This is a genomic window from Lysobacter avium, assembly GCF_015209745.1.
In the GTDB taxonomy this organism is placed as follows: Bacteria; Pseudomonadota; Gammaproteobacteria; order Xanthomonadales; family Xanthomonadaceae; genus Novilysobacter; species Novilysobacter avium.
Map to the genome: position 1 here is coordinate 68,118 of NZ_CP063657.1, position 24,599 is coordinate 92,716.

Consider the following 24,599-nt stretch of genomic DNA (forward strand, 5'->3'; position numbering starts at 1 on the left):
GGCGGAGAAGAGGAACGCGGCGAAAAGGGCGCCGCTGAGGCGCCCTGTGAGAAGCGAGTCTATCCGCGATCCTGCACGCATTTACCAGTTCCAGGGCATAACCCGCGAGTTGGATACGGCCTCGCCGATCGCGCGGCCGGTGTTGGTCACACCATCCCTGATCGCGGTGGCGCCTTCAACCACTTTATTGCCCGTCCACTTGGCGACATCGACGGCCTTCTCGCCGGTCCACCTGGCGGCATCGACCGTCTTGCCAGCCACCCAGGTGGTGCTCTGGATCGCTTTTTCACCGGTCCACTGGATGCCTTCAATCGCCTTGTTACCGGCCCAGACGGCGCCGTCGAACGTGTTCTGCAGGATGGCGCCCTGGGCCCCTGCCATCTGCTCAATGCCGTCGCCCACCTTGTCGGCGGTGAACTGGGCCGCCTTGCCGCCGATCGAAATGGCGCCTGCGAGCAAGTCACCGACCGGTCCTGCGACGCGCTCATCCACGCGGGCCGCAACGCCTTCGGCGGTGTGGTGGATCGTATTGCCGACCGAGTCGACGACGCCGTCAACCACATGCCCGGCGATCTTCACCGATCCCTGCAGGTAGTTGCCGTCGGCCATGTCGGTCTTGAGCACGCCGTTGACTTCATCGGCCACCTCGTGGGTGTTGCGTGCAAAGTCATCACGCAGGCCTGCGGGCACCATGTCGTGGAGGGATTTGCCGAAGTCGGACGGATTCTGGTAGCCCGCCTGCCACGGCTCACGCGCAATCATGGTGTCGGTGAGCAGTTGGGGACTGTGGCTGAGCGCGTTGTAGGCCAGCTGACCCACGTCGCTGATGACCGGGATGCCACTGTTGCGCATCGCCTCTACCAGTCCGTTGGTCCCGGCCTGGCCGAGCAGCGGCAGGTCGAACTCGTGTTTTGCCGCTCGCCCGGCCAGCGTGTGCCTGTCGATGACACCGGGCTCGACGACGATCCTGGTGCCCAGCGCATCGGGGGCGGCCAGCGACAGCGGACCGGATTCCTGCACCCGCGTCAGCAGGTCGGTCTTCATCGAGTAGGCACGGATCTGGCCGCCTTCGGCGATGTCACGCGCCTGCTGCGGGCTGGCCATTCCCAGCCGATCCAGGGTGTTGGGATGGATGCCCGAGGCGTCGAAGGTGACCGCCGGAATACCAGTGGCCAGGGATGCGACCGAGGCCAGGCCACCGCCCTGGGAGTGGCCGGTGATGGCCAGGTTGGTCGCGGCCCCGGAGTCTCCGTCGCCGAAGACCCGCGCAAACTCGATGGCGCTGTCGGCAGCTAGCCCGGTGAACTTGTCGACCGAACCCGTCTCGAAGCCCAGGCCCTGCTGGAAGTTGTCGCCCCAATCCGCGGCGCCTTCGGCGGTGCCGCGATAGGCGAGGACGAAGTTGCCCTCACCGTCGGTGTAGACCTCGGCCTTGAACTGGTTGGCGGTGGTCTGCTCGACCCCGCCAAGGAATTCCTGGCGCCAGGTGGCCGGGTTCTCGATACCGCGAGACTCCAGCATCGCGTCGCTGACCGCGCTCCAGCCATCGGGTGGCGCGCCGCGGGTCCCGTACACCGAGGTCGCCAACTGCGACATCGTCACGTCAAAGGGTTGCGCCCGGGTGCCGCTGGTGGCGTCCTTCAGCGTGCTGCCGGCGGGCAGGGCATACGGGCCGGGTGCGGACGGCGGCGCTTGCGGTGCCAGTCTCGTCGGGGCCAACGAACCCAGCTGCGGGTGGTAGCTGGGCTCGCGCAGACCGCTGACGCCAAGCGGCGATGGCGACAACGGCGAGAACGGCATTGGCCGCTGCAGGTTCTGCAACGGTGCCAACATCTGCAGGCGGTTGGTGAGTCCGCTGAGTCCACCCTGACCGATCAACATGTCCCGCCTCCTTTTCGGCGCCTGTACCGACCATAGGGCGGATGCCAGGCGCCGCGGTAGCTGGGGCGGACCCTAGTGCGGTCGATGCCGGCGCGCACCGGGGATCCTTCGCGGGGGTGCACTGCGCCGGGCGTGGCGGGCCGGGTCCGACCAGCCGTCAGGCGATCAGGCGCAGCTCCAGCCCCGACGCTGCTTCGCCGGACCACTGCTTCAACAGCTCCGCCTCGCGCGCCTTTGCCTTTTCCAGATGCGCTTCCTTGACGTGGCCGTAGCCGCGGATGTGCTCGGGAATGGAGGCGATCTCGGCCGCCAGGGCGACGTTGCCACGGTCCAGCCGGGGCAGCAGGGCGTCGATGGTCTGGAAGTAGTCGACGATCAGCTGGCGTTCGCCGCGGCGCTCGGCGGTGTAGCCGAAGATGTCCAGCCTGCCGCCGCGCAGAGTACGCCGTCTGGCCAGCCACTTGAAGGCGGTGAACATCCACGGCCCGAACTCGCGCTTGATCAGCTGGCCGTTGTCGTCGCGCTTGGCAAACAGTGGCGGTGCCAGGTGGAACTTGATTTTGTAGTCGCCGTCGAACTGCTGAGTGACCTGGCGCAGGAACTCGCCGCTGGTGTACAGCCGTGCCACCTCGTACTCGTCCTTGTAGGCCATCAGCTTGAACGCATAGCGTGCAACCGCCTCGGTCAGGTCGGTGCTGCCGGACACCTTGCCGGCCTCCGCGTCGCGTACCCGGTTGACCAGGCTGGCGTAGTGGCGCGCGTAGTCCGCGTCCTGGTACTCGGTGAGGAACTGCACCCGGCGGCCGATCAGTTCGTCCAGCGAGCGTGACAGGCGCGAGTCGTCCATCGGCAGGAACGCGACCTTGTCACCCGGGTGGCTCTGCGGGACATGGCGGAGTTCGTCTTCCTTGCGACCGCCCAGCGGCGCGGACGGACTGGCGAATTCGCTGCCTTCCCAATCGCCGGCGCCCAGCATCGGCAGGTCGCGCGGGGTCGCTTCCGCCGCGGTCGGCTGGTTGCGCACCAGTCCGGCCGCGTCGGCCACCGCATTGGGGTCGATCACCGCCAGACGGCCCCAGGCGAAGGCGGTCTTGTTCATCTCGATCGCCGCGCCGTTGAGCTCGACCGCGCGCATGATCGCGTCCAGCGAGATCGGCACCAGCCCGCGCTGCCACGCATAACCCAGCAGGAACAGGTTGCTGCCGATCGCATTGCCCAGCAGGGCGGTGGCGATCTGGGTGGCGTCGACCACGAACGGCTTCTCGCCGCCCAGCGCGGTCTGCACCGCACTGATGATGTCGGCCGCGGGAAACTGGATGTCCGGACGGGTGGTGAAGCTGCCGGGCATCGCCTCGTAGCTGTTGAGCACGACCTGGCTGCGGCCGCCGCGGATCTTCGACAGCGCCCAGTAGTCGTTGACCACGACCATGTCGCAGCCCAGCACCAGGTCGGCCTCGCCGGCGGCGATGCGCACCGCGTGGATCTCGGCCGGGCTGTTGGCGATGCGGATGTGGGTGGTGACTGCGCCGCCCTTCTGCGCCAGTCCGGTCTGGTCGAGCACGCTGGAGCCCTTGCCCTCCAGATGCCCGGCCATGCCCAGCAGCGCACCGATGGTGACCACGCCGGTGCCGCCGACGCCGGTGATCAGGATGTTCCACGGCCGCTCCAGCGTGGGCAGCACCGGCATCGGCAGGTTCGCCAGCCGCTCACGCGCGTTGCTGGCGGACTTCTTCTTCAAACCGCCGCCTTCGATTGTGACAAAGCTGGGGCAGAAGCCGGTGGTGCAGCTGTAGTCCTTGTTGCAGTTGGACTGGTCGATCTCGCGCTTGCGGCCGAACTCGGTTTCCTTCGGCAGCACGGACACGCAGAACGATTTCTTGCCGCAGTCGCCGCAGCCCTCGCAGACCAGCGAGTTGACCATGACGCGTTTGGCCGGATCGACGATCTTGCCGCGCTTGCGGCGCCGGCGCTTCTCGGTCGCGCAGGTCTGGTCGTAGATCAGGACCGAGGTGCCCTTCACGCCGCGCATGCGCTTCTGCACCGCGTCCAGTTCGGCGCGGTCGAAGAACTCGACGTCGCCCGGGAACAGGTCGCGGCGGCGCCACTTGCCGATGTCATCGGACACCACGACGATCGCGTGCACGCCCTCGCTGCGGACCTGGTGGGCAATCTGCGGCACGCTGAGCTGGCCGTCCACCGGCTGGCCGCCGGTCATCGCCACCGCATCGTTGTAGAGGATCTTGTAGGTGATGTTGACGCCGGCGGCGACTGCCTGGCGGATCGCCAGCGTGCCGGAGTGAAAATAGGTGCCGTCGCCGAGGTTCTGGAACACGTGCTCGGTGTCGGTGAACGCCGCCTGCCCGGCCCAGGTGACGCCTTCGCCGCCCATGTGGGTGTAGGTGTCGGTGCTGCGGTTCATCCAGGTCACCATGTAATGGCAACCGATGCCGCCCAGCGCGCGCGAGCCTTCCGGCACCGCGGTGGAGAGGTTGTGCGGACAGCCGGAGCAGTAATGCGGCACGCGCGGGAACTGCGCCCGCGGCAGCGCCAGCTCGGCTTCCTTCTCGGCCATCCAGCGCATGACATCGCACATGCGCTCGTTGTCATGGAACTTCTGGATGCGCCGGCCGATCACGCCGGCAATCGTCGCCGGCGTCAGCTCGCCGGTGCTGGGCAGGATCCAGTGGCCCTGCTCGTCGTACTTGCCGACGATCGAAGGGCGCGTGCCGCCGCCCCAGTTGTACATCGCCTCCTTCATCTGGCTCTCGATGAAGGCGTGCTTCTCCTCGACCACCACGATGTCGGCCAGGCCATCGGCGAAGCGCTTCAGGCCGACCGGCTCCAGCGGCCAGGTCATGCCGACCTTGTACACGCGGATGCCCAGATCCTCGCAGGCGCGCTCGTCCAGACCGAGGTATTCCAGCGCGGTCAGCACGTCCAGGTAGGACTTGCCGGTGGTGATGATGCCCAGCCGCGCGCTCGGCGAGTCGATCACGATGCGGTCGATCGCGTTGGCCCGCGCGAAGGCCTGCGCGGCCTTGACCGCGTAGCGGTGCAGGCGCATCTCCTGGTCCAGCGGCGGATCCGGCCAGCGGATGTTGAGGCCGCCGGCCGGCATCTCGAAATCGTCCGGGGTGACGATCTGCAGCGCCAGCGGATTGACGTCCACCGAGGCCGAGGACTCCACCGTCTCGGCGATCGTCTTGAAGCCGACCCAGCGCCCGGTGTAGCGCGACATCGCCCAGCCGATCGCGCCCATGTCGAGGATGTCCTGCACCCCGGCCGGGTTGAGGATCGGCATCATCGCGCTGGTGAACTCGCCCTCCGACCCGTGCGGAAGCGTCGAGCTGCGGCAGGCATGGTCGTCGGCGGCCAGCGCCAGCACGCCACCCAGCGGGCTGGTGCCGGCGGCATTCGCGTGCTTGAGCACATCGCCGCTGCGGTCCACGCCCGGGCCCTTGGCGTACCACATGCCGAACACGCCATCGACCTTCGCGCCTTCAAACAGGTTCGTCTGCTGGGTGCCCCAGACCATCGTCGCGCCGAGATCCTCATTGAGGCCGGGAATGAACTTCACGCCGGCCTTGGCCAGGTGTTGCTTGGCCCGCCACAGCTCTAGGTCGAAACCGCCCAGCGGCGATCCCCGGTAGCCGGAAACAAAGCCGGCGGTGTTGAGGCCGGCAGCCTGGTCGCGCAGGCGCTGCATCAGCGGTAGCCGCACCAGCGCCTGCACGCCGGACAGGTAGATCCGGCCGCTCTCGCGGCTGTACTTGTGGTCCAGACCGTAGTCTGGGTCGGCAAGCGTGGCGGTATTGGCGGACGCCGGCGAGGAAAGCTGGGCGGTACTGGTCATGCGGGGCTCCGACGCGGCGGCGGCCGCGCGATGGCTGCGGGGGTCGGGGTCGGATCGGGAAACGCTGCTGATGCACGGATCGGGTCCGGCGGAACCGGCGCGCGCGTCGTCGGCACAGCCGCGGGAGTCTAGCAGCCAATGCCTTTGTGCCGCGGCCGCACGGCTTTGTCCCGCGGTCCGCACGCGTTACCATGAGCGCGCAATCCAGGGGGGAATGTACATGTTCAATTTCAAGCGGCCGCTCAGCGGCCGGGTTCTGGCTGCGACGCTGGCAGGCTGTCTGCTGGTGACCGGCGCAGCAACGGCGCAAAGCCGGCTGGTGCCCGCATCCGAGTTCTATTTCGCGGAAGAAGCGCGTACGACGCGTCCGGTAGTGGCCATCCAGGGCGAAGGCGATGCGCTGACCGACGCGTTGCTCAAGGCGATCGCGCGCAAGCCGCGTGCCCACGCCGAGAATGCCCAGCTTGCCCATGTGGCCATGACAGGCGGTCGGCCCGAGTTGGGCATCGAGCTGTACGACCGCGCCCTGCGCAATCTGGGCACGACCGACATCCTGTACCGGCCGGTGTTGTGGAACTACGGCTGGGACCTGCTGCGCAACGGCGACCCGGAAGCCGCGCTGGCGCGCTGGGAAACGCTGATCAAGGCGCGCAACGTCACCGCCGACTGGATGCCGACCACGTTCGCCTTGGCGTTATGGCAACTCGACCGCAAAGACGAGGCAGTGGAGTGGTATGCCGCCGCGGTACGTACCCATCCGGACCGCTGGACCTATCCCGACCGTTTCGACGAGCTGCTGCCCGATTGGGAGCCCGCCGAGCGCGCGACACTCGTGAAGGTGCAGCAGGCGTGGCAGGCTGATCCACCGCAATGGCGCTGATCCGCGTCTGAGCACAAGCCACGACCGGGGCAACGGAATGCTGCACAAACGACTGCTTCAGCAAACACTTGGCGCAGGTCTGCTCGGCGCGATGTCCGTGGCAGGGTTGGCGTACGCGGCGGGACAGGTTTCCGCGACCGACCGTACCGCGGCCGAGGCCTGCATCGCGCTGGGCGACGACGCCCGCATCGCGCAATGCATGCAGCAGATTGCGCCGGATCCGCCGGAGCAGCAGCGTGCTGATGCCGTGCTGGATGATCCCGCCACGCAGGCGGCCATGGAAACCTGGAGCCGCGCTTACGAGTCGGCGATGGCGGCGCACGCGCAGGCCCTGGCGCAGCGCGGCGATGTGCGCAGCCTGCTGGGCGCGATGACGGTCATGCCGGTCCAGGACGCTCCCACCGGCGATGCGCCCGGCGTGTTGGGGTCGCAGGCGCGCGGCTGGTTCGCGCGCGCCCGCCAGCTCGGTCCCACCGATCCGCTGGTCGCATGGGTGGAGGTGACCGACTGCCACGTGCTTGGCTGCGATCGCGACGCCGCGATTGCCGGCCTGCTGCAGGTGGACGGCGACAACGCCGCGGCCCACCTGTGGGCGAACGGCGTGGCGATGGAATCCGGCGATCTGCGCGCGGCACGCGAGCATCTGCATGCGGCCGCTGTCGCCCCCCGCTACCAGCCCCCCACCGGCGAATTTCTCAGCCTTTTGCTGGACGCGCGCGCCGGAGCGCCCGTGCCGGCGATGGACGCGCGCACGTCCGCCGGCATGCAGGCCGCCACCGGTACCGGTACCGCGGCCGACTGGATGGCCATGCAGGCGCTTGGCCAATGGGCCGCCATCGCCCTGGCACCGATGCAGGGCGTGAGCCGTTTCTGCGGGGCGGGCCAGGCGCAGCTGGCGCGCGACCCCGGCCTGCGCGCCGACTGTGTCGCCCTGCTGTCCCGTCTGGCGGCGGATGATTCCACGCTCCCTTACGCGGAGATGGCGACGCGACTGCTGATCGGATTGGAACCGGGCCTGACCGGCCAGTGGACGCCACGTCTGCGCCAGCTGGCGTGGTGGCGGGAGCAATCACTCCCGTTGCTCGCCGGTCTGGGCGGGACCCCCGGCACCGGACAGTACGCGCGCTGGGTCGCAAGTGATGGCGAGCTGGGCGCGATGGCGAAACTGTTGCACCGCGCCGGCATCGCGGCGGCGCCGCCGGCGGATTGGCAGCTGCCGCGGCATCCGCGTTGATCGCCGATACCGCGCCGCGCCGGCGGTGACGCGCGCTCCCGGTGTTGTACGCTGCAGCCTGATGCGCAGCGCAGGCTGCAAACCCGGGAGACGCGATGAAGACGGTGCTGGTGGCCACATCCAAGGGTGGTGCAGGCAAGACCACGATCGCCACCCACCTGGCCGCGAATGCCGCGCTGCAGGGTCGCCGGACCGCGCTGGTGGACGCGGACCCGCAGCGCTCGTCCCACGGCTGGGCGCAACGCCGGGCCGCGCTGGACTCCGCGGTGCTGCCGGTGGATGGCACCAATCGCTGGAAGTGGCAGCGCGGCGTGCCTTCCGATACCGAGCGGGTGATCATCGACGCCCCGGCCGGGGCCATGGCCGATGAGTTGGAAAGCTTCCTCGCCGTCGCCGACGCGGTGGTGGTGCCGATCCAGCCATCGCTGCTGGACATCGAGGCCAGTGTGCCCTTCCTGGATTCGCTGGCCCGCCATCGCCGGGTGCGCAACGGCGACCTCAAGGTCGGCCTGGTGGCCAACCGTCTTCGGCCGTGGACCAGCACCTCGCGCGAAACCCTTGCCATGCTCGACCAGTGGCCGTACCCGGTCGTCGCCCAGCTGCGCGACAGCCAGGCCTACGTAGTGCTGGCCGGTCTGGGCAAAAGCCTGTTTGACTATCATTCCGCGAACGTCCGCGATCACCAGTCCGATTGGCAGCCTTTGCTGAAATGGCTGGCCAAATGAGGAGACTCCACCATGCGTGAACTGATCCTGCTGCGCCATGCCCACGCCGAGCACGCCACCGCCGGCCAGGCGGACATCGATCGGCCGCTGTCCGCCGAGGGACTGGCGGAGGCGGAAGCCGCCGGGCGCTGGCTGGAAGAACGGAACATGGCGCCCGACCGCGTGCTCTGCTCGCCGGCGCGGCGCACGCGGGAGACGCTGGAAGCGGTGCTGGGCGTGATCGGCTACGTCGAGCAACGCATCCAGGAGGAGATCTACGAGGCCGAACCGGGCGCCCTCATCGCCCTGGCCGACAACAGCCCGGGAGTCGAGCGACTGATGCTGGTGGGACACAACCCCGGCCTGGAACTCCTGGCGGCGCTGTTGTACAGCGGCCGCACCGGGGACTACCGCGGCATGCCCCCGGGCAGCGTCGCCGTGCTGTCGATCCCCGATGGCGCCCGCCTTGAGCCGGGTGTGGCCCGGCTCGACGCGTTCTGGTGGCCGTGACCACAGCCCGATTCCGCAACAAATGGTGCTTGCTGCTGTTGCTGACGCTGCCCATGGCCGCGCCGGCGCAGCAGCCTGCGCCCGCGGCGCCTGTTGCAGCCGAGCAGGCATTCCGTGCCTTTGCTGCGCGATCCGCGCAGCCGGGCGTGCGCACCCACGCCTTCGACCCCGCCCATACCCGATTCGGCTTCGAGCTGCGCACCCGCTGGGGCCAACGCGTGCAGGGCCGATTTCCGGTGTATGACGGTACCGTGCTGTTCCTGCCGGACGGTCGGCGCCAGGTCCGGATCCGCTTGGCGGCTGGATCCATCGATGTGGCGGGCTCGGAGCGCTATGCGGCAATCGCCCGGTCCGACGCGTTCTTTGACGCCGAGCACCATCCCGATATCGAGTTCGTGTCCGACCCCCACGACGATATGCTGACCCGCCGCGGAGGGCTGCTGCAGGGCGTCCTGCGCATGCACGGAGTGAGTCGCCCGGAAACCTTCATGGTTGCACCGGCGATGTGTGAACGCGCCGGGCAGGACTGCGACGCGTTTGCCAGCGGCAGCGTCGACCGCAGTGACTACGGCATAGCCGGCATGCGGCTGGTCCTGTCGGACCGGGTGCGTTTCACCATGCAGGTGCGGCTGCTGGATCCTGCGCCATGAGTTCGAAGGGCGCCCCGCGGGAGCTGCGGCGGGGGCGGTTTTCCCGTGCAGCGCTGCGGCTGTCCATCGCCGCCGCGATCCTGCTGCTGGCCGCCTGCGCCACGCTCAGCCCGCAACAGGCCGACCAGGCGTATGCCATTGCAGCGGCGGCGCGATCGGACGCTTCCACCTGCGACGCGCTTGATGCCTGCGCGCAGCCATCGCCGCTGCGCCAGATGGCCGACAAGGCACTGCAGGAGTCGACGCCGCAACAGCCGCGCCATTACACGGTGATCCTCGATCGCGGCACCGATGCGCTGCTGGCGCGCATCAACCTGATCCGCAGCGCTACCAGCAGCATCGACCTGCAGACCTACATCTACCAGGACGATGACGCCGGCCGCCTGGTGCTCCAGGAGCTCCTCGACGCCGCGCGGCGCGGCGTGCGTGTACGCGTGCTGATGGACCAGCTGTCTGCGCTCCAGAGCGTGGAATCACTGGCCGCCCTCAGTGGCATGCATCGCAACTTCCACCTCAAGCTGTACAACCCCGTGATGCGGCGGGCGCGGATCACCTACCCGCAATATGCCATCGCCGCGGCGTGCTGCTGGCGCCAGTTGAACCAGCGCATGCACACCAAGCTGCTGTTGATCGACGATGCCGTGGCGATCACCGGCGGGCGCAACTACCAGGACGATTATTTCGATTGGAGCGACACCTACAATTTCCGCGACCGAGATCTGCTGGTGGCAGGCCCGGTCGCCCACGCCATGGCGGAAGACTTCCGCCTGTTCTGGGACGACCGCCGCGCAGTACCGCCCTCCCGTCTGGTGGACGTCGGGCGCCTGTTGCTGTCACGCGGCGTGCCGGCCCTCGCGCCCGCTGAGTACCGCCGCCCCGAACGTGCTGCATCGATGCGCGATGATGCCGGCGATGTGCTGCTGGTGTTCGAGCGCCTGGCCAGCGAGGCTCGCGAAGTGGGCAAGGTCGAGTACGTGTCCGATGGCCCGGGCAAGCACGAGGCGGAGACGCCGTCGGAATTCGCCGCGGCATCGCAGTCGCTGGGCGGGCTGATCGCCTCGGCCGACCGCGAGGTGATGCTGCAGACACCCTACCTGGTGCTGTCGCGTCCCGCGCAGGCGATGTTCGAGCGGCTGCATGATCGCCCCGATGCGCCCCGCGTGGTGGTGTCGACCAACTCGCTGGCGGCCACCGACGCCTTCATCGCCTACGCCCTCTCCTACAAGTACAAGCGCCGCTACCTGCGCGATTTCGGCTTCAACATCTACGAATACAAGCCGTTTCCCGAGGACGCACCGATCGACCTTCAGGCCACCGGCGCATTCCTGCCCGAGTTCGTCGATGCGCCGCTGCCGCCGGCCCCGAGCACCCGCCCGGACCGCAGCAGCGTGTTGCGCTCCGCTCGCTACCGCAAACCGCTGGCGGCCGAGTACGGCGCCACCCGCCACCTGCGTCGCCAGTCCAACGAGCCGGTACCGCTGCGACGGGCCGGGGTGCGGATGGGCATGCACGCCAAGTCGCTGGTCATCGACCGCCGGATCGGGGTGGTGGGCACCCACAACTTCGATCCGCGCGGGGACAACTACAACACCGAGAGCGCGGTGATCGTCCACGATGCCGCGTTTGCGCGCGAGCTGGCGGCGAGCATCCGCCGTGACATCAGTCCGGCCAATTCCTGGGTCATCGCACCGCGCGACAAGCCACCAGTGCTGTCGGGGCTGGAGTACTCGATCGGCAAGATCTCCGAATGGCTGCCGGTGTTCGACCTTTGGCCGATGCGGTACGCGACCAGCTACGAGTTCGTGCCCGGCGAGGACTGCCCGCGGCCCATACCCCCTGACGACCCCGGCTTCCGCCAGTGCTATCGCCCGGTAGGGGATTTCCCGGAGGTGAATCTCGCGCTGAAGGGATTGCCGACGCGCTTGTTCACCGCCTTCGGAGCGGGGCTGGCGCCGATTCTCTGAACGCAGACCTCCCCCGGCATTGCCCGGGAGGCTGAAACCTGCTGAATCCTGAATCCCGCGACGTCCATGACCTATGGCCTATGTACTGATCGATCTGGTGTTATACATTACCAGCACACCAATTCACTACAGCAGGAGATCGTCATGTCCATCCAGCAATCCGCCCAGTCTGCCCGTTCATCCTCCACCGCCGGCGGCGCGTCGCGCCGCGACTGCACCAGGTCCCATCCCAGCGCGGCTGGTGAGACGTCCCTGGCCGGATCCGCAGCACATCACGGCTACCCCGAGCGTCAGCCCGGCATCGGCTACGGCCACAGCAGTGGCTACGTCAGCCGTGACGCCTACAAGGCCGCCGGGCGCTACTCGCAGAGCGCCGGCCCGTCCCTGTTCAGGTTTCACTGATCCCCCTATTCATATTTCTCGGAACCTGCTACAATAGCGCTCGTAACCCATTGTAATCATTTAAAAAAGGAGACAGAAGTGAATCGCCATCCTGGTTCCGTCCAAACCGCTCCCATCGCGAGCAATCCGGTCGGGCACAGCACCACGCTTGCCACGGCCGAGCCGCTGGTCAAATCGATCGATGTCCAGGCCGCTGCGGCAGTCCGCAACGACCTGTATCGCGGAAGTTACGTTGGCAAGAGCTACCTGCGCCGTTCGCGCCGCAGCACCTCGGCCAGCCAGTCGATGTTCCGCATCAGCTAAGTCGCGTTCGCGATCCCCGTAACAACCGCTCAAGGCGCAGTCATCCGGGCAACGGGCCTGTCCCAACCCGGGACTGCGCACTGATGGAAGCCCGATCAGGGCTCCGCTATCGTGTCGGCATGAACACGCCCCCCGTTTTCCAAGCATTTTCCCCGGCCGACCCTCCGGCTGAAGCAGCGACTCCGCGGCGTCGGCTCTTCCGCCGCAGCGCCACCCTGGACGACCTCAACTCGCTCTCGCGCGATACGGCGATCGAAGCGTTGGGGATCGTGTTTACTGAAATCGGCGAGAGCCACCTCAAGGCGACGATGCCGGTCGATGGGCGCACCGTGCAGCCCTATGGGCTCCTTCACGGAGGTTCTTCCGTGCTGCTGGCAGAAACGCTGGGCAGCAGTGCCGGCAATCTGTGCGTCGAGCAGGACAGCATGTGCGTCGGTCTGGAGATCAACGCCAACCACCTGCGTGCCGTGCGCGACGGCAAGGTCACCGGTATTGCCACCGCGCTGCACGTGGGTGGTCGCACCCAGGTCTGGGAAATCCGTATCGAAGACGGCCGCGGCCGGCTGGCCTGCATCTCGCGCCTCACGCTCGCGGTGGTGCCGCGGCCCCCGGTCTAGTCGACATCCGCTCCGAGAACGCCGCCCTGCGCGTCGTGCCCGGTGAGGACGGCGGCACTGCTGGCGTCGGAATCCTCAACCGAAGCCTGCCGCGCGACGGGTCCGCCCTGTATCGTTCGCGGTCATGAATGCGCCGCAAACTCCTTTCGCCACCCCGGCGCGAACCTCGCCAGTGGCGCGCACCCTGCGCTACTTCTACCGGGTGCCGATGCTGCTTTGGCACCTGCTGGTCAACCTCCCGGTGGTGCTGGTGCTGATCAGCCCGCTGCTGGGCCGACTCCAGATCGGAAACGAGCGCATGGACCACCGCATGATCCGCCTGTGGTCGGCCGGGCTGATGCGGGTGTTCGGCTTCCGCCTCCACCGCATCGGCAGTCCCCTGCCTGGCGGCACGATGTTCGTCGCCAACCACGTTAGCTGGATCGACATCGCCGCGCTGCACAGCCAGCAGATGATGGGCATGGTGGCCAAGCGCGAGATCCGCAGCTGGCCGGTGGTGGGCTGGCTCGCCAGCCGCGCGCAGACAATCTTCCACTCCCGCGGCAGCACTGAATCGATGGGCGGCGTGCTGCAGGAGATGCTGTCACGCCTGCGCGATGGCCGCTCCGTGGGCGTGTTTCCCGAGGGCGGCACGCGCGGCGGTGGTGAAGTCGGCCCGTTCCATGCGCGCATCTTCCTGGCCGCGGTGGAGGCCGGCGCGCAGATCCAGCCGGTGGCGCTGCGTTACGGCGAGAAGGGCAGCGCGCAGCGGATCGTCGCATTCGCCCCTCGCGAACGCTTCGTCGGCAACTTCCTGCGCCTGCTCGGCGAGCCACCGCGGGTCGCGGAAATCCATTTCCTCGAGCCGATCCTGCCTGCGCAGATGGAGGGACGCCGTCGCATCGCCGACACCGCGCGCGCCCGTATCCTCGAGGCGATGAACAACTGAGGGTTTCAGGGTGCTGACCGCTGCCGATTTCCGACCGCCGCGCTGGCTCCGCAACGCGCATCTGCAGACCGTGCTGGGCTCCAGCGGCATGCGCCAGTGGATGGGCGAGCACCAGCTGGCCGCCACCGGCGCAATCACGACCGCCCATCTGCTTGACGGCGGCAACGGCGTGCGCCTGCGGGGGCTGCACAGCGCGATGCCCGGCGTGGAGGGACAGGGGATGGCGATCCTGCTGCACGGCTGGGAAGGCAGCGCCGATTCGGGCTATATGCGCCTGACCGCCGCATCGCTGCTGGAAAAAGGCTTCGAGGTGTTCAGGCTCAATTTCCGCGACCACGGCGGCACCCACCACCTCAACTCCGGGCTGTTCCACTCCAACCGCATCGACGAGGTGGTCCAAGCCACCGCCGACATCGCGCGCCGGTTCCCGCTGCGACCGCTGACCGTGGGCGGCTACTCGCTGGGCGGCAACTTCGCCCTCCGGCTGGCGCTGCGCGCACCCACCGCCGGGCTGGCGATCACCCAGGTGGCAGTGATCTGCCCGTTGCTGGACCCGGCGCGCACGATGGACGCAATGGAGACGGGGATGCCGGCCTATATGCGTCATTTCGAGGGCAAGTGGCGCCGCTCACTGCAGCGCAAACGCGAACTCTTCCCGCAGCAGTACGACTTCGATGATCGCGTGCTCGGACTGCGCATGCGCCCGCTGACGCGGTGGATGGTTGAGCGCAGCACCGATTACGACTCCCTGGAAAGCTATTTCGATGGCTACTCGCTGGCCGGCGACCGCCTGGCCAGACTCGAAGTGCCCGCCAGCATCCTGATGGCCGCCGACGACCCGGTGATCCCGGTCGAGGACTTCGCCAGCGCCTCGCTTTCGCCGTGCGTGGACCTGCAGATATCGCCCTGGGGCGGCCATTGTGGTTTCCTGGAAAACGGCCGACTGCAGGGCTTTGGCGAGCAGTGGCTCGCCCAGCGGCTCGCCGCGTGCGCCGATACAATGGCCGATTGACCGAACCCCGAGCAGCAGTCCATGTACGAACCGATCATCGACGCCCTGCGTCGCGGCGCCGCCGACGAAGCCCTCACCGCCGCGCGTGGCGCCGTTGCGGAACGCGGTGACGATCCGGCCGCACACCGCTGGCTCGCCTACGCGCTGCGCCTGGACGGTGATCGCGAGGCGGCCCTGGAGGCCATCGACGCAGCCATCCGCCTGGCCCCGGAAAACGCCGACCTGCATCTGGACCGCGCCGGCCTGCTGTTGCAGGAGCGCAAGCTCGACGAGGCCCAGGCGGCGCTGGCGCACAGCACCGGCCTGGATCCCAACCAGTTCCCCGCATACATAATCCAGGCGCAACTCGCGCTGGGCCGCGGCGATCTGGAGGAGGCCCAGCGGCTGACCCGGACCGCCGCGCGCATCGCCGACCAGCACCCGCAGATCGCGGCGCTGGAAGGCAACCTGGCGCTGCGCCGGGGCGACGCCGACCAGGCACTCGCCGGGCTTTCGGCCGCCGCCAAGCTCTGGCCCGAGGAGCCGACGCTGCGCCACGCGCTGGGCTTTGCGTATCTGGCCAAGGGTCATCTGGCGTTCGCCGAGCAGGCCTTCCGCGGCTTGCTGGAAGCCAGTCCGGATTCGCTGCCGCTGCGCGCGCTGGTCGCCGACCTGCTGCGCCGTCAGGGACGCCCCGGCGATGCCGCTGATGAAATCGCACCCCTGCTGACCGGCGATGAGGCCGCTCCGGCGCTGCGCCGCATGGTCGCCGAACTGGAGCTGGAAGCCGGTCGTGACGAGTCCGCCCGCGATCGCCTGCTCGAACTGGTCAAGGAAAATCCCGACGACCGCCGCAGCATCGTTGCGCTGGCGGAGGCCTGGCGTCGGCTGGGCGCGGCTGACGAAGCGCGCGCGACCCTGGATGCGTTGCTGGAAACTGCGCCGGGCAACATTGACCTGTGGCGCGCGCGCCTGCTGTTCGAGGAGTTCGCGTCCCCTGAAGCGCTGGCGGTCGTCGAACGCTGGCAGCAGCTTGACCCCGACAGCGTGCCGGCGCTGGAAGCGCGCATCACCCTGCATGACGTGGCCGGCGAGACCGGGCAGGGCGACGCCCTGGCCGCGCGCATCATCGAGCTGCAGCCCGGCCACGCCAAGGCCGAGACCCGGATCTTCGACCGGCTGCTGCAGAACGATCCGGACGCGGCCATCACCCACGTCGAAGGTCTGCTCGCGCGCGCACCCGACGAGGCGGTGCGCAGCAACCTGCGCCAGCTGCTGGGCCGCTGTTTCGATGCGGCCGGCCAACCTGCCGCCGCGGTGGCCACCTGGGTGGAGCTGCACAGCGAAGTCGCACCCCAGCGCCTGCCGCTGCTCGAGCCCAGCATCGCCCGCGATTGGCCGGCCGACGACAGCGAGGATGTCAGCCGCCACAGCGGACTGCTGCTGTGGGGCGCGCCGGGTTCGTTGATCGAGCGCGTCGCCGGTACCCTGCACGCCGCCGGCGCACCGCTGTTCGCCGACCGCTTCGGGCCGACGCCGCCCAACGACCTGTTCCAGCGCTTTGCCACGGTCAACGCCTTGGCCAGCGGCGCCGCCGACCCCGCCGCACTGATCGCCGAATGGCGGGCCGCGTTCCCCTCGCGCGGAATCAAGCCCGACCAGATCTGCGACTGGCTGCTGTGGTGGGACAACACCCTGGTGACCGCGCTGCGCGAGCACGCGCCCGAGGCCATGCTGCTAGTGGCGCTGCGCGATCCACGCGACATGCTGCTGGACTGGATCGCCCACGGCGCGCCGGCGCCGTTCGCGCTGGCCTCGCCGGAGGCCGGGGCGCGCTGGCTGGCGAAGGTGCTGGACCAGGTCGCCGAGCTGCACGAGCACAACCTCATTGCCCATCGCCTGCTGCGCATGGACGGGGTGGAGAACGACATGGCCGCCCTTGCCCAGATGCTGGCCAACGCGCTGGATGTCAGCCTGCCGGCGGTGGCGCCGGGCCGCTTCGGTCCCGACCGGATGGCGGCCGGCCGCTGGCGCGATTTCGTCGAGCCGCTGGGTGATGCGTTCGGCCTGCTGACGCCGGTGGCGGTGCGTCTGGGTTACCCGCAGGACTGATCCGACCTGATCAGGCCCGCGCGGGCGTCGTCTGGCAGACTGGTCCGGTAGCCACACGGAGTCCACGCATGCGCATCCACAGCGACAGTTTCCAGCGTCACCAGTCCCTGCCGGCGGAGTTCGCCGCCGGCCAGCCCACCGCCGACGGCTTCGGGTTTGCGCCAAACCGCAACCCGCACCTGGCCTGGGACGAGGTCCCGGACGGCGCGCGCTCGTTCGTCCTGATCTGCGTCGACCCCGACGTGCCGACGGTGGCCGAGATGGTCGGCAAGGAAGGCGTATCGATCCCGGTCGACCAGCCGCGCACCGATTTCATCCACTGGGTGATGGCCGACATTCCGGCCACGGTGACCGAAATCGCCGCCGGTGCCTGCAGCGATGGTGTGGTGCCGCACGGCAAGCAGAACCCCGGCGGGCCGGAAGGATCACGCCAGGGCTTGAACGACTACACCGGCTGGTTTGCCGACGACCCGGCCATGGCCGGCGACTGGCACGGCTACGACGGTCCGTTCCCGCCGCCCAATGACCTGCGCATGCACCGCTACTTCTTCCGCGTGTTCGCGCTGGATGTCGAGCGCCTGCCGCTGCCCGACCGCTTCACCGCTGCCGATGCACTGACCGCGATGCAAGGCCATGTGCTGGCCGAGGCGGACACCTACGCGACCTACAGCCTGCACCCGGATCTGTAACCGGTTGACTCAGCCGCCGGCCGGCAGCCACAGCAGCAGGGCGGCGCCCAGCGCGATGCGGTAGAACGCGAACGGGGCGTAGCTGTGTTGCTTGATGTAGCCCATCAGCCAGCGCACCGCGATGAATCCGGTCGCGCTGGCGGCGACGAATGCCAGCCCCAGCTCGCCCCAGGCCTCGCCGCCGGCCGCACCGCCGCTGCCCTTGATGAAGTACTCCAGCACCGCGTAGCCGCTGGCGGCGAACATGGTCGGGATGCCGACCAGGAACACGAATTCGGTCGCCGCCGAGCGCTGCCCGGTGCCGGCCAGCATGGCCATGAAGATCGCCGCGCCCGAGCGCGAGGTACCCGGGAAGATCCCGGCCAGCACCTGCGCGAGGCCGACCAGGATCGCCACCGTCCAGGTGACGCGCGTGGACGGCGGACGACCGGCGGCGATGCGCTCGGCGAAGAGGATCCAGATACCACCCAGGATCAGGGCGATGGCCACCGGCGAGACGGTTTCCGGCAACTCCCAGCCCAGCAGCCGCACCGGCAGGCCGACCAGTGCGGTGACCAGGAAGGCGGCGCCGATCTTGGCCAGGTACAGCCGGTTCTCACGCTCGCGCAGGCCGGTCGCCAGCGACCACAGCCGCTCGCGGAAGACCAGCGTGATCGCCAGGATCGCGCCGGCCTGGATGACGATGTTGAACAGGTCCGAGCGCGCACCCAGCCAGTGCTGGGCGATCAGCAGGTGACCGGTGCTGGACACCGGCAGGAATTCGGTCAGGCCTTCGAGGATGCCGAGCAGCAGCGCGGCGAGGGTATCGGACATGGAAACCACCGGAAGCGGAGCGGGTGCACGGCTGGTGGCGCCCACGAGGTGGGCAAGGATAGCGGCAACCGCCACCCGCGTCCCGTCGCCCCGCCCGGGCGCAAAAAAAATGACATGGGGAGTCCGGCCATCGAATAAAATCAGCCCTTGCTACTGTAGTCATCCCCCACCTCCAGGAACCCCGCATGTCCATCGAGAACGTCGAGAAACTGGTCCAGCAGCACAAGGTCGAGTTTGTCGATCTGCGTTTCACCGACATGCGTGGCGTGCAGCACCACGTCACCTTCCCCGGTTCGATCATCGACGAGGCGCTGTTCGAGGACGGCCGGATGTTCGACGGCTCCTCCATCGGTGGCTGGAAGGGCGTGCATGATTCGGACATGGTGCTGCTGCCCGATCCGTCCACGGCGTTCCTGGACCCGTTCACGGCCGACCCGACCCTGGTGATGACCTGCGACATCCTCGATCCGGCGACCATGCAGGCCTACAACCGCGACCCGCGCGGCATCGCCAAGCGCGCCGAGGCGTTCCTGAAATCCAGCGGCATCGCCGACCAGGCGTTCTTCGGCCCGGAGCCGGAGTTCTTCATCTTCGACAGCGTCCGCTACGCAAATGACATGGGGCACACCTTCTTCCACGTCGACTCCGAAGAGGCGGCCTGGAACTCGGGCAAGGAGTACCCCGGCGGCAACAGCGGCTACCGGCCCGGCGTGAAGGGCGGCTATTTCCCGGTCGCGCCGCTGGATTCGCTGCACGACATCCGCGCGCAGATGTGCAAGACGCTGCAGGCGGTCGGCATCGAGGTCGAGGTCCACCACCGCGAGGTCGCCACCGCCGGCCAGTCGGAAATCGGCACCCGCTTCAACTCGCTGACCAAGAAGGCCGACGAACTGCAGACGATGAAGTACGTGATCAAGAACGTCGCCCACCGCCACGGCAAGACCGCGACCTTCATGCCCAAGCCGCTGGTCGGGGACAACGGCAGTGGCATGCACGTGCACCAGAGCCTGGCCAAGGCCGGGGTCAACCTGTTCAGCGGCGACGGCTACGGCGGCCTGAGCCAGATGGCGCTGTGGTACATCGGCGGCATCTTCAAACATGCGCGTGCGGTCAATGCCTTCGCCAACGCCACCACCAACTCCTACAAGCGGCTGGTGCCGGGCTTCGAGGCGCCGGTGATGCTGGCCTACTCGGCCTCCAACCGCTCCGCCAGCTGCCGCATCCCCTACGTGGCCAACCCCAAGGCGCGCCGGGTCGAGATGCGCTTCCCCGACCCGATGAACTCGGGTTACCTGATCTTCGCCGCGCTGATGATGGCCGGGCTGGACGGGATCAGGCACCAGATCGATCCGGGTCCGCCCAGCGACAAGGACCTCTACGACCTGCCACCGGAAGAGGAGAAGAATATCCCGACCGTCTGCCACAGCCTGGATCAGGCGCTGGAGGCGCTGGACGGAGACCGTGACTTTCTGAAAGCCGGCGGCGTGTTCAGCGACGACTTCATTGACGCCTACATCCGGCTGAAGATGAAGGAGGTCACCGCGTTCCGCGCGGCGACCCATCCCCTGGAATACCAGATGTATTACGCGATCTGATGGAGCCAGGCGCCGGCCGGGATTTCCGGCCGACGCGGCTGCGATGGATCAGGTCCGTCGGCGCAATACCGGCGGTAGCGCGGCCGCAGGGCGGTCAGCCGGCGCGTTGGGTGACCGTCAACGTACCGGGCAGGGCCACGCCCTTGCGGTCGCCGATGCTGCCGTCGGCCGCATCGGAGATGTTGAACAGCCGGTAGGCGCTCTGGTAGTCGTCACCGCCCAGGTTGCGGGCCAGGGCGATCGCGAAATCCCAGGTCTTGATCGTGTTGCCGTCGTAGTCCTTGATCAGGGCATTGAGCTTGAAGTCCATGCCATCGGAGGCTTCCAGCGCCTTCTCCGCGTGCCCCAGCAGCTGCGCCATCTCCGCTTCGGTGTAGCTCACGCTCACCGTATCGCCGTCGTTCACGGGGCCGGAATCCGCATGTTCGATGCCGCCGCCCTGGGCGACATTGAGGAAGGTGGCCACGCTGTCATCGGCCGTGTAGGTAAAGGTGTAGCGCCGGTCGGCAATGATCTCCGAGCCGTCGGCCCGGAAGCTCTGGGTGAGGGACAGGGGCACGTTGTCGCCGTAACGCAGATCCCAGGTCGCCGACGCGGAGCCGTCCGCGCGGGTGGTCAGCACGCTGTTGCCGGTGTTCCCGGCGCTGTTGAACGACGCCTTCAGCGGGCCCAGTTCCAGCTTGAGCTGGCTCTGCGAGGAGTAGTCGAGCTTCTGGATTGTCGCGACCTCCGACACCCCGTTGCCGTTGGCGGTCGGCATCGTGCCGGTGGCCACATAGTCGTTGAACGCCGCGCGACCGTCGGCGCTGGACAGGTTGAACTCGGCGGTCTTCAGCGTGGCGGCGTCGAGCTTGTCGTTGCGGCCGATCATCGCGCTGGCGACCGAGAAGTCCACACCCACGCCGTTGTAGGCTTCGATCGCCTCGGTCGGGCCACCGGTGACACGGACCTGGTCGGTGCCGATCTTCTCGACCAGCAGGCTGGCACCTTCAAAGTTGGTGATCTTCGATTCGGTGGCGATATGGCGGAAAGCGGCCTTGAACTCGGTGCCGCTGTACTGCGAGCCGTCGAGCTTGATCACGGTGCCGGTGGGCATGGAATCGGGGTCAAATGGATTGACCGTTTTAAGGTCGGTCTTTGCCGCGATCTGCTCGGGCATCGACACCTCGAATGACCCCTTGATGCCCTCGGTCCTGCCGACCTCCAGTCCGGCCTGCTTGGAGTCCACGCCGGCGTTGAGTGTTACCGACAGGTCAGCCGAGCTGCGGTAGGTGGTCACGCCGTTGTCGGTCTTCTTGCCGGAAGTGACCGTTGTCTGGGCATCGATGCCGAACGACACGCCGTAACCCTTGGCGTTCTTCAGTCCCTGGCTGAAACCGCCGCCGCCGCTGACGCTGACCGTGCCTTTCTCGCTGTCAAAGCCGATGCTGCCGTTGGCCGACGTGCCGGTGGTGCTGGCCGTGCCACTGCTGTTGGTGGTGGTGGTCTTGTCGGTCTTGCTGCCGCTGACCGTCGCACCGCTCTCGTCGACCTTGACGCCCGTTTTGCTGGTCGAGGTCGTGCCGTTCGCTGTGTCGCCGGTGCGGGCGGTGGTTTCCGGCTTGGCTTCCAGCGAGCCGCCTGCCGCGGCCTGCTTGGCCGGTGCAGCCTCGGGCAGGTTGACCCGACTGCCTGGATACAGCACGTCGGGGTTGAGGACCTGCGGGTTGGCGGCGAGCAGCTTCTGCGCGCTGATTCCCTCGGCCTTGGCGATGGTGGCGATCGAGTCGCCATGCTTGACCACGTGTTGCCGCGGCGGCGGCGGGGGTGGCGGCGCGAAACGCTCGCGGACACCGTCAATGCGGGGGATGCTCATGGCCGACTCCGTCAGTTTCCTGAGTCGAACATAGAGCGCGCGGCGAGTGCCGACAGCTGGGGTTGTCCCTAGAGGACGGTGAATCGACCGTGTGCGGTTCAGCCAGCCAGCCGGCGCCGACCGCGGCGGATCGCCTCAGCCAACGGTGGGAAGCAGCAGCTCGGCCGAGCCGGCACGGTGGGTCGCGCCGACCGCGTCGACCACCCGGGCGCAGGCGTGGCGGGTGGCGTCCAGCAGTGGGGCTCCGGCGAGAAGTTCCACGTTGAGCACCGCGCTGAACAGGTCGCCGGTGCCCTTGGGCGCGGCGTCGACGCGCTCGTGTTCAACGACCTGGGCGTCGTCGCGGCTCACCACCGCCACCCGCATGCGCCCGTCCGCCCACGACTCCGGCGCCGCGCTGGTCACCGCCACCCACTGCGTGTGGCCGACCAGCAATGTGCGCGCGGCCTCGATCGCGCCCTCGATGGTGTTGGTGGGCCGGCCGCTGAGCCGCTCCAGCTCGAATCCGTTGGGGGTCAGGCCGTGCGCCATCGGCAACAGCGCCTTCTGATACACCGGCAGCATTGCCGGGTCGACATACACGCCGGTGTCGTGGTCGCCGATCACCGGGTCGATCTGCACGTGCAGATCGGGGTGGCGCTCATGCATGCGGCCGATCCAGTCCGCCAGCGCCTGCGCCTGCGCAGGCCCGCCCAGGTAGCCCACCAGAATCGAGCGCAGCGACGCCAATGCGCCGCGCGCGTCGAGATCCTCCAGATAGCCGCTGAACCAGTCGATCGGGACGGCGCCGCCGTGCAGGGTGGGGTAATGCGGCGTGTTGCTCAGCAGCACGGTGGGCACCGCGGCGACGCTCAGGCCGGCGGACTGCAGGGTCGGCACCGCGACGTTGTTGCCGACCCGGCCGTAGATGACCTGCGACTGCACCGACACCACGTCGATCGCCAGCGGCGCCAGCAGGGTGGATGCCAGCAACTCGGGAGGCGCCGTTTCGCTCACGCGCCCGAATCCGTGGGCCAGTAGTGGCTGTCAGGCAGCGCACGCGCGCCGAAAATCGCCTGGCCGACGCGGACCACGGTCGCGCCTTCCTCGATCGCCATCTCGAAGTCGCCCGACATGCCCATCGACAGCTCGTCCATCCCGATGCCGTCCGGGGCATCCTGGCGCAGGCGGTCGCGCAGTTCGCGCAGCAGGACAAAGCAGGCACGCACCCGCTCCGCATCCGGTGACAGCGCCGCCAGCGTCATCAGGCCGCGCACGCGCAGCGCGCCAAAGGCAGGCAACTCGCGCACGAAGGCGGCCACGTCCTCCGGCGCGAGGCCGTACTTGCTGGCCTCGCCCGAGGAGTTCACCTGCACGAAGACGTCCAGCGAGCGACCCTCCTCCTGCAAACGGCGATCAAGCGTCCGCGCGAGGCGCAGGCTGTCGAGGGCCTGGAACTCGCTGGCGAAGCTCGCCACCAGCTTGGCCTTGTTGGTCTGCAGGTGGCCGATCACCGACCAGCGCAGGTCGGTGAGGTCTGCCATGGCCTCCCACTTGGCATGCGCTTCCTGGACCTTGTTCTCGCCCAGGAACGTGCAGCCGGCCGCATGCACGATACGGATGCGCGCCTCATCGATGGTCTTGCTGACCGGCAGCAGGCGGACCCCGGACGGATCGCGACCGGCGCGCTGGCATGCCGCCTGGATGCGGGACTGGACGGCATCCAGGTTGTGCCGGAAATCGGCCAGGGTGGTGGCCGGCGGATAGACTTCGGCGGCACTTGATGGTGGGATTGGGGTGTCCAATGCGCGGACCTCGAAGCAAGGGTGGTCGATGGGCGGGCGTGGAGGGCCGCGCAACACGGGAGCAGCGCTGCAGGCGCAGCTTGGCGCCGCTGCCACTGCTGATTGTAACGCCGGGCACCGGACGACCAGTGTGGTTGTCCCGCCGTGACGGCTTCACCAGCCTGCGACCGCCGCCGGGATAACGTCGCCCTGCGATTCTTCACCCAAGGAGAGTTCCCATGAAGACCACCGTTTTGACCGGCGCCGCCGTTTTGGCGCTTGGCCTCGCCGCTTGCAGCAGCACCCCGGAGCAGACAGGCAAGGCGAAGTCACCAGCGTCAACGTCCCGCACCGCGATGGCGACCACCTCAACCGTCCAGCGCGCACACGTCAATCTGGCGAGCGCCTCGGGCAGCATTGTCAGCGGAAAGCTCACCGTCACCCCGATGGGCGATGGCGTGCACTTCAGGGGTGAAATCGGCGGCTTCAAGCCCAACAGCACCCATGCCATCCACATCCACGAGAAGGGCGATTGCAGCGCGGCCGACGCCAGCAGTGCCGGAGGCCACTTCAACCCTGCCGGAGTCAAGCATGGCCGGATGAGCACGCCCCCGCATCACGCCGGCGACATGGACAACATCGTTGCCGACGCCAAGGGCGTGGCCAAGGTGGACGCGCACGCCAGTGGCCCGGTGCTCGGCGGAGGTGCGCCCAACGACGCCATCGGACGCGCGGTGATCGTGCACGCCTCCGCTGACGACTACACCAGCCAGCCCGCCGGTGATGCCGGCGCGCGCGTGGCCTGCGGCGTCATCCAGGCCGGATGAGGTGTGACGCCAGCGTCTCCGGGTGCGA

The 24,599-nt window shown here is 68.2% G+C and carries 21 protein-coding genes; 15 read left to right on the forward strand and 6 right to left on the reverse strand.

The window, feature by feature from the left end; all coding sequences use genetic code 11:
• Positions 1-81: 81 nt before the first annotated feature.
• Together INQ42_RS00320 and INQ42_RS00325 are read right to left on the reverse strand one after the other, a co-directional pair.
• Positions 82-1,881: an Mbeg1-like protein gene (locus tag INQ42_RS00320; protein ID WP_194034664.1), complete on the reverse strand. Its 1,800-nt coding sequence runs from the start codon at positions 1,879-1,881 to the stop codon at positions 82-84.
• Positions 1,882-2,038: 157 nt separating this feature from the next.
• Entirely contained in the window at positions 2,039-5,734 is a 3,696-nt protein-coding gene (locus INQ42_RS00325) for an indolepyruvate ferredoxin oxidoreductase family protein (protein ID WP_194034665.1), read from the reverse strand.
• 220 nt (positions 5,735-5,954) lie between these two features.
• On the opposite strand from INQ42_RS00325, the gene INQ42_RS00330 reads away from it, so the two are divergent.
• The 13 genes from INQ42_RS00330 to INQ42_RS00390 all read left to right on the forward strand — a co-directional run bounded on the left by INQ42_RS00330 (position 5,955) and on the right by INQ42_RS00390 (position 17,718).
• Positions 5,955-6,614 carry a tetratricopeptide repeat protein gene (locus INQ42_RS00330; RefSeq protein ID WP_228062553.1) on the forward strand — a complete coding sequence of 220 codons (660 nt, stop codon included), beginning with the start codon at positions 5,955-5,957 and terminating at the stop codon, positions 6,612-6,614.
• A 37-nt stretch (positions 6,615-6,651) separates the two neighbouring features.
• A complete protein-coding gene (locus INQ42_RS00335; protein ID WP_228064389.1) occupies positions 6,652-7,848 on the forward strand; it encodes a hypothetical protein in 1,197 nt (398 codons plus the stop codon).
• Between the two features lie 95 nt (positions 7,849-7,943).
• Positions 7,944-8,573 (forward strand): ParA family protein, encoded by a 630-nt coding sequence (locus INQ42_RS00340; RefSeq protein WP_194034667.1) that lies wholly within the window; start codon positions 7,944-7,946, stop codon positions 8,571-8,573.
• Positions 8,574-8,585: 12 nt separating this feature from the next.
• On the forward strand, positions 8,586-9,062 hold the full coding sequence (locus INQ42_RS00345; RefSeq protein WP_194034668.1) for a SixA phosphatase family protein: 477 nt from the start codon (positions 8,586-8,588) through the stop codon (positions 9,060-9,062).
• Complete coding sequence (locus INQ42_RS00350; protein WP_194034669.1) at positions 9,059-9,712, forward strand: YceI family protein; 654 nt, start codon at positions 9,059-9,061, stop codon at positions 9,710-9,712. The genes INQ42_RS00345 and INQ42_RS00350 overlap by 4 nt, the downstream gene beginning before the upstream one ends.
• Positions 9,709-11,676, forward strand: coding sequence for a phospholipase D family protein (locus INQ42_RS00355; RefSeq protein ID WP_194034670.1), 1,968 nt, complete (start codon positions 9,709-9,711; stop codon positions 11,674-11,676). Before INQ42_RS00350 ends, INQ42_RS00355 begins: the two co-directional genes overlap by 4 nt.
• A 144-nt stretch (positions 11,677-11,820) precedes the next feature.
• On the forward strand, positions 11,821-12,078 hold the full coding sequence (locus INQ42_RS00360) for a hypothetical protein (RefSeq protein ID WP_194034671.1): 258 nt from the start codon (positions 11,821-11,823) through the stop codon (positions 12,076-12,078).
• A 78-nt stretch (positions 12,079-12,156) separates the two neighbouring features.
• Positions 12,157-12,381, forward strand: coding sequence for a hypothetical protein (locus INQ42_RS00365; protein ID WP_194034672.1), 225 nt, complete (start codon positions 12,157-12,159; stop codon positions 12,379-12,381).
• Between the two features lie 119 nt (positions 12,382-12,500).
• Positions 12,501-12,998 carry a hotdog fold thioesterase gene (locus tag INQ42_RS00370; RefSeq protein WP_194034673.1) on the forward strand — a complete coding sequence of 166 codons (498 nt, stop codon included), beginning with the start codon at positions 12,501-12,503 and terminating at the stop codon, positions 12,996-12,998.
• Between the two features lie 124 nt (positions 12,999-13,122).
• Positions 13,123-13,926 carry a lysophospholipid acyltransferase family protein gene (locus tag INQ42_RS00375; protein ID WP_194034674.1) on the forward strand — a complete coding sequence of 268 codons (804 nt, stop codon included), beginning with the start codon at positions 13,123-13,125 and terminating at the stop codon, positions 13,924-13,926.
• A gap of 13 nt (positions 13,927-13,939) precedes the next feature.
• Entirely contained in the window at positions 13,940-14,938 is a 999-nt protein-coding gene (locus INQ42_RS00380) for a YheT family hydrolase (RefSeq protein WP_228064509.1), read from the forward strand.
• A 21-nt stretch (positions 14,939-14,959) separates the two neighbouring features.
• A complete protein-coding gene (locus INQ42_RS00385) occupies positions 14,960-17,029 on the forward strand; it encodes a tetratricopeptide repeat protein (RefSeq protein ID WP_194034675.1) in 2,070 nt (689 codons plus the stop codon).
• Between the two features lie 68 nt (positions 17,030-17,097).
• Positions 17,098-17,718 carry a YbhB/YbcL family Raf kinase inhibitor-like protein gene (locus INQ42_RS00390; protein WP_194034676.1) on the forward strand — a complete coding sequence of 207 codons (621 nt, stop codon included), beginning with the start codon at positions 17,098-17,100 and terminating at the stop codon, positions 17,716-17,718.
• 9 nt (positions 17,719-17,727) lie between these two features.
• Here INQ42_RS00390 and INQ42_RS00395 read toward each other — a convergent pair whose 3' ends face one another.
• A complete protein-coding gene (locus tag INQ42_RS00395; RefSeq protein WP_194034677.1) occupies positions 17,728-18,531 on the reverse strand; it encodes an undecaprenyl-diphosphate phosphatase in 804 nt (267 codons plus the stop codon).
• A 185-nt stretch (positions 18,532-18,716) separates the two neighbouring features.
• Between INQ42_RS00395 and glnA the strand changes: the two genes are divergently transcribed.
• Positions 18,717-20,126: a type I glutamate--ammonia ligase gene (glnA, locus tag INQ42_RS00400; RefSeq protein ID WP_194034678.1), complete on the forward strand. Its 1,410-nt coding sequence runs from the start codon at positions 18,717-18,719 to the stop codon at positions 20,124-20,126.
• 94 nt (positions 20,127-20,220) lie between these two features.
• Here the strand turns inward: glnA and INQ42_RS00405 are convergent, their stop codons facing one another.
• From INQ42_RS00405 to INQ42_RS00415, 3 genes are all read right to left on the reverse strand, one after another.
• Positions 20,221-21,981 carry a LysM peptidoglycan-binding domain-containing protein gene (locus tag INQ42_RS00405; RefSeq protein WP_194034679.1) on the reverse strand — a complete coding sequence of 587 codons (1,761 nt, stop codon included), beginning with the start codon at positions 21,979-21,981 and terminating at the stop codon, positions 20,221-20,223.
• A gap of 135 nt (positions 21,982-22,116) precedes the next feature.
• Positions 22,117-22,977, reverse strand: a complete 861-nt coding sequence (pdxK, locus tag INQ42_RS00410) for a pyridoxine/pyridoxal/pyridoxamine kinase (RefSeq protein ID WP_228064390.1) — start codon at positions 22,975-22,977, stop codon at positions 22,117-22,119.
• Complete coding sequence (locus INQ42_RS00415; RefSeq protein ID WP_194034680.1) at positions 22,974-23,765, reverse strand: YggS family pyridoxal phosphate-dependent enzyme; 792 nt, start codon at positions 23,763-23,765, stop codon at positions 22,974-22,976. The genes pdxK and INQ42_RS00415 overlap by 4 nt, the downstream gene beginning before the upstream one ends.
• A gap of 218 nt (positions 23,766-23,983) precedes the next feature.
• On the opposite strand from INQ42_RS00415, the gene INQ42_RS00420 reads away from it, so the two are divergent.
• Positions 23,984-24,571, forward strand: coding sequence for a superoxide dismutase family protein (locus tag INQ42_RS00420; RefSeq protein ID WP_194034681.1), 588 nt, complete (start codon positions 23,984-23,986; stop codon positions 24,569-24,571).
• Positions 24,572-24,599 lie beyond the last annotated feature (28 nt).

Coding starts and splice junctions, on each gene's coding strand:
- INQ42_RS00320 (WP_194034664.1), bottom strand. CDS start 1,881: ATGTTGATCGGTCAGGGTGGACTCAGCGGACTCACCAACCGCCTGCAG.
- INQ42_RS00325 (WP_194034665.1), bottom strand. CDS start 5,734: ATGACCAGTACCGCCCAGCTTTCCTCGCCGGCGTCCGCCAATACCGCC.
- INQ42_RS00330 (WP_228062553.1), top strand. CDS start 5,955: ATGTTCAATTTCAAGCGGCCGCTCAGCGGCCGGGTTCTGGCTGCGACG.
- INQ42_RS00335 (WP_228064389.1), top strand. CDS start 6,652: ATGCTGCACAAACGACTGCTTCAGCAAACACTTGGCGCAGGTCTGCTC.
- INQ42_RS00340 (WP_194034667.1), top strand. CDS start 7,944: ATGAAGACGGTGCTGGTGGCCACATCCAAGGGTGGTGCAGGCAAGACC.
- INQ42_RS00345 (WP_194034668.1), top strand. CDS start 8,586: ATGCGTGAACTGATCCTGCTGCGCCATGCCCACGCCGAGCACGCCACC.
- INQ42_RS00355 (WP_194034670.1), top strand. CDS start 9,709: ATGAGTTCGAAGGGCGCCCCGCGGGAGCTGCGGCGGGGGCGGTTTTCC.
- INQ42_RS00360 (WP_194034671.1), top strand. CDS start 11,821: ATGTCCATCCAGCAATCCGCCCAGTCTGCCCGTTCATCCTCCACCGCC.
- INQ42_RS00370 (WP_194034673.1), top strand. CDS start 12,501: ATGAACACGCCCCCCGTTTTCCAAGCATTTTCCCCGGCCGACCCTCCG.
- INQ42_RS00375 (WP_194034674.1), top strand. CDS start 13,123: ATGAATGCGCCGCAAACTCCTTTCGCCACCCCGGCGCGAACCTCGCCA.
- INQ42_RS00385 (WP_194034675.1), top strand. CDS start 14,960: ATGTACGAACCGATCATCGACGCCCTGCGTCGCGGCGCCGCCGACGAA.
- INQ42_RS00390 (WP_194034676.1), top strand. CDS start 17,098: ATGCGCATCCACAGCGACAGTTTCCAGCGTCACCAGTCCCTGCCGGCG.
- INQ42_RS00395 (WP_194034677.1), bottom strand. CDS start 18,531: ATGTCCGATACCCTCGCCGCGCTGCTGCTCGGCATCCTCGAAGGCCTG.
- glnA (WP_194034678.1), top strand. CDS start 18,717: ATGTCCATCGAGAACGTCGAGAAACTGGTCCAGCAGCACAAGGTCGAG.
- INQ42_RS00405 (WP_194034679.1), bottom strand. CDS start 21,981: ATGAGCATCCCCCGCATTGACGGTGTCCGCGAGCGTTTCGCGCCGCCA.
- INQ42_RS00420 (WP_194034681.1), top strand. CDS start 23,984: ATGAAGACCACCGTTTTGACCGGCGCCGCCGTTTTGGCGCTTGGCCTC.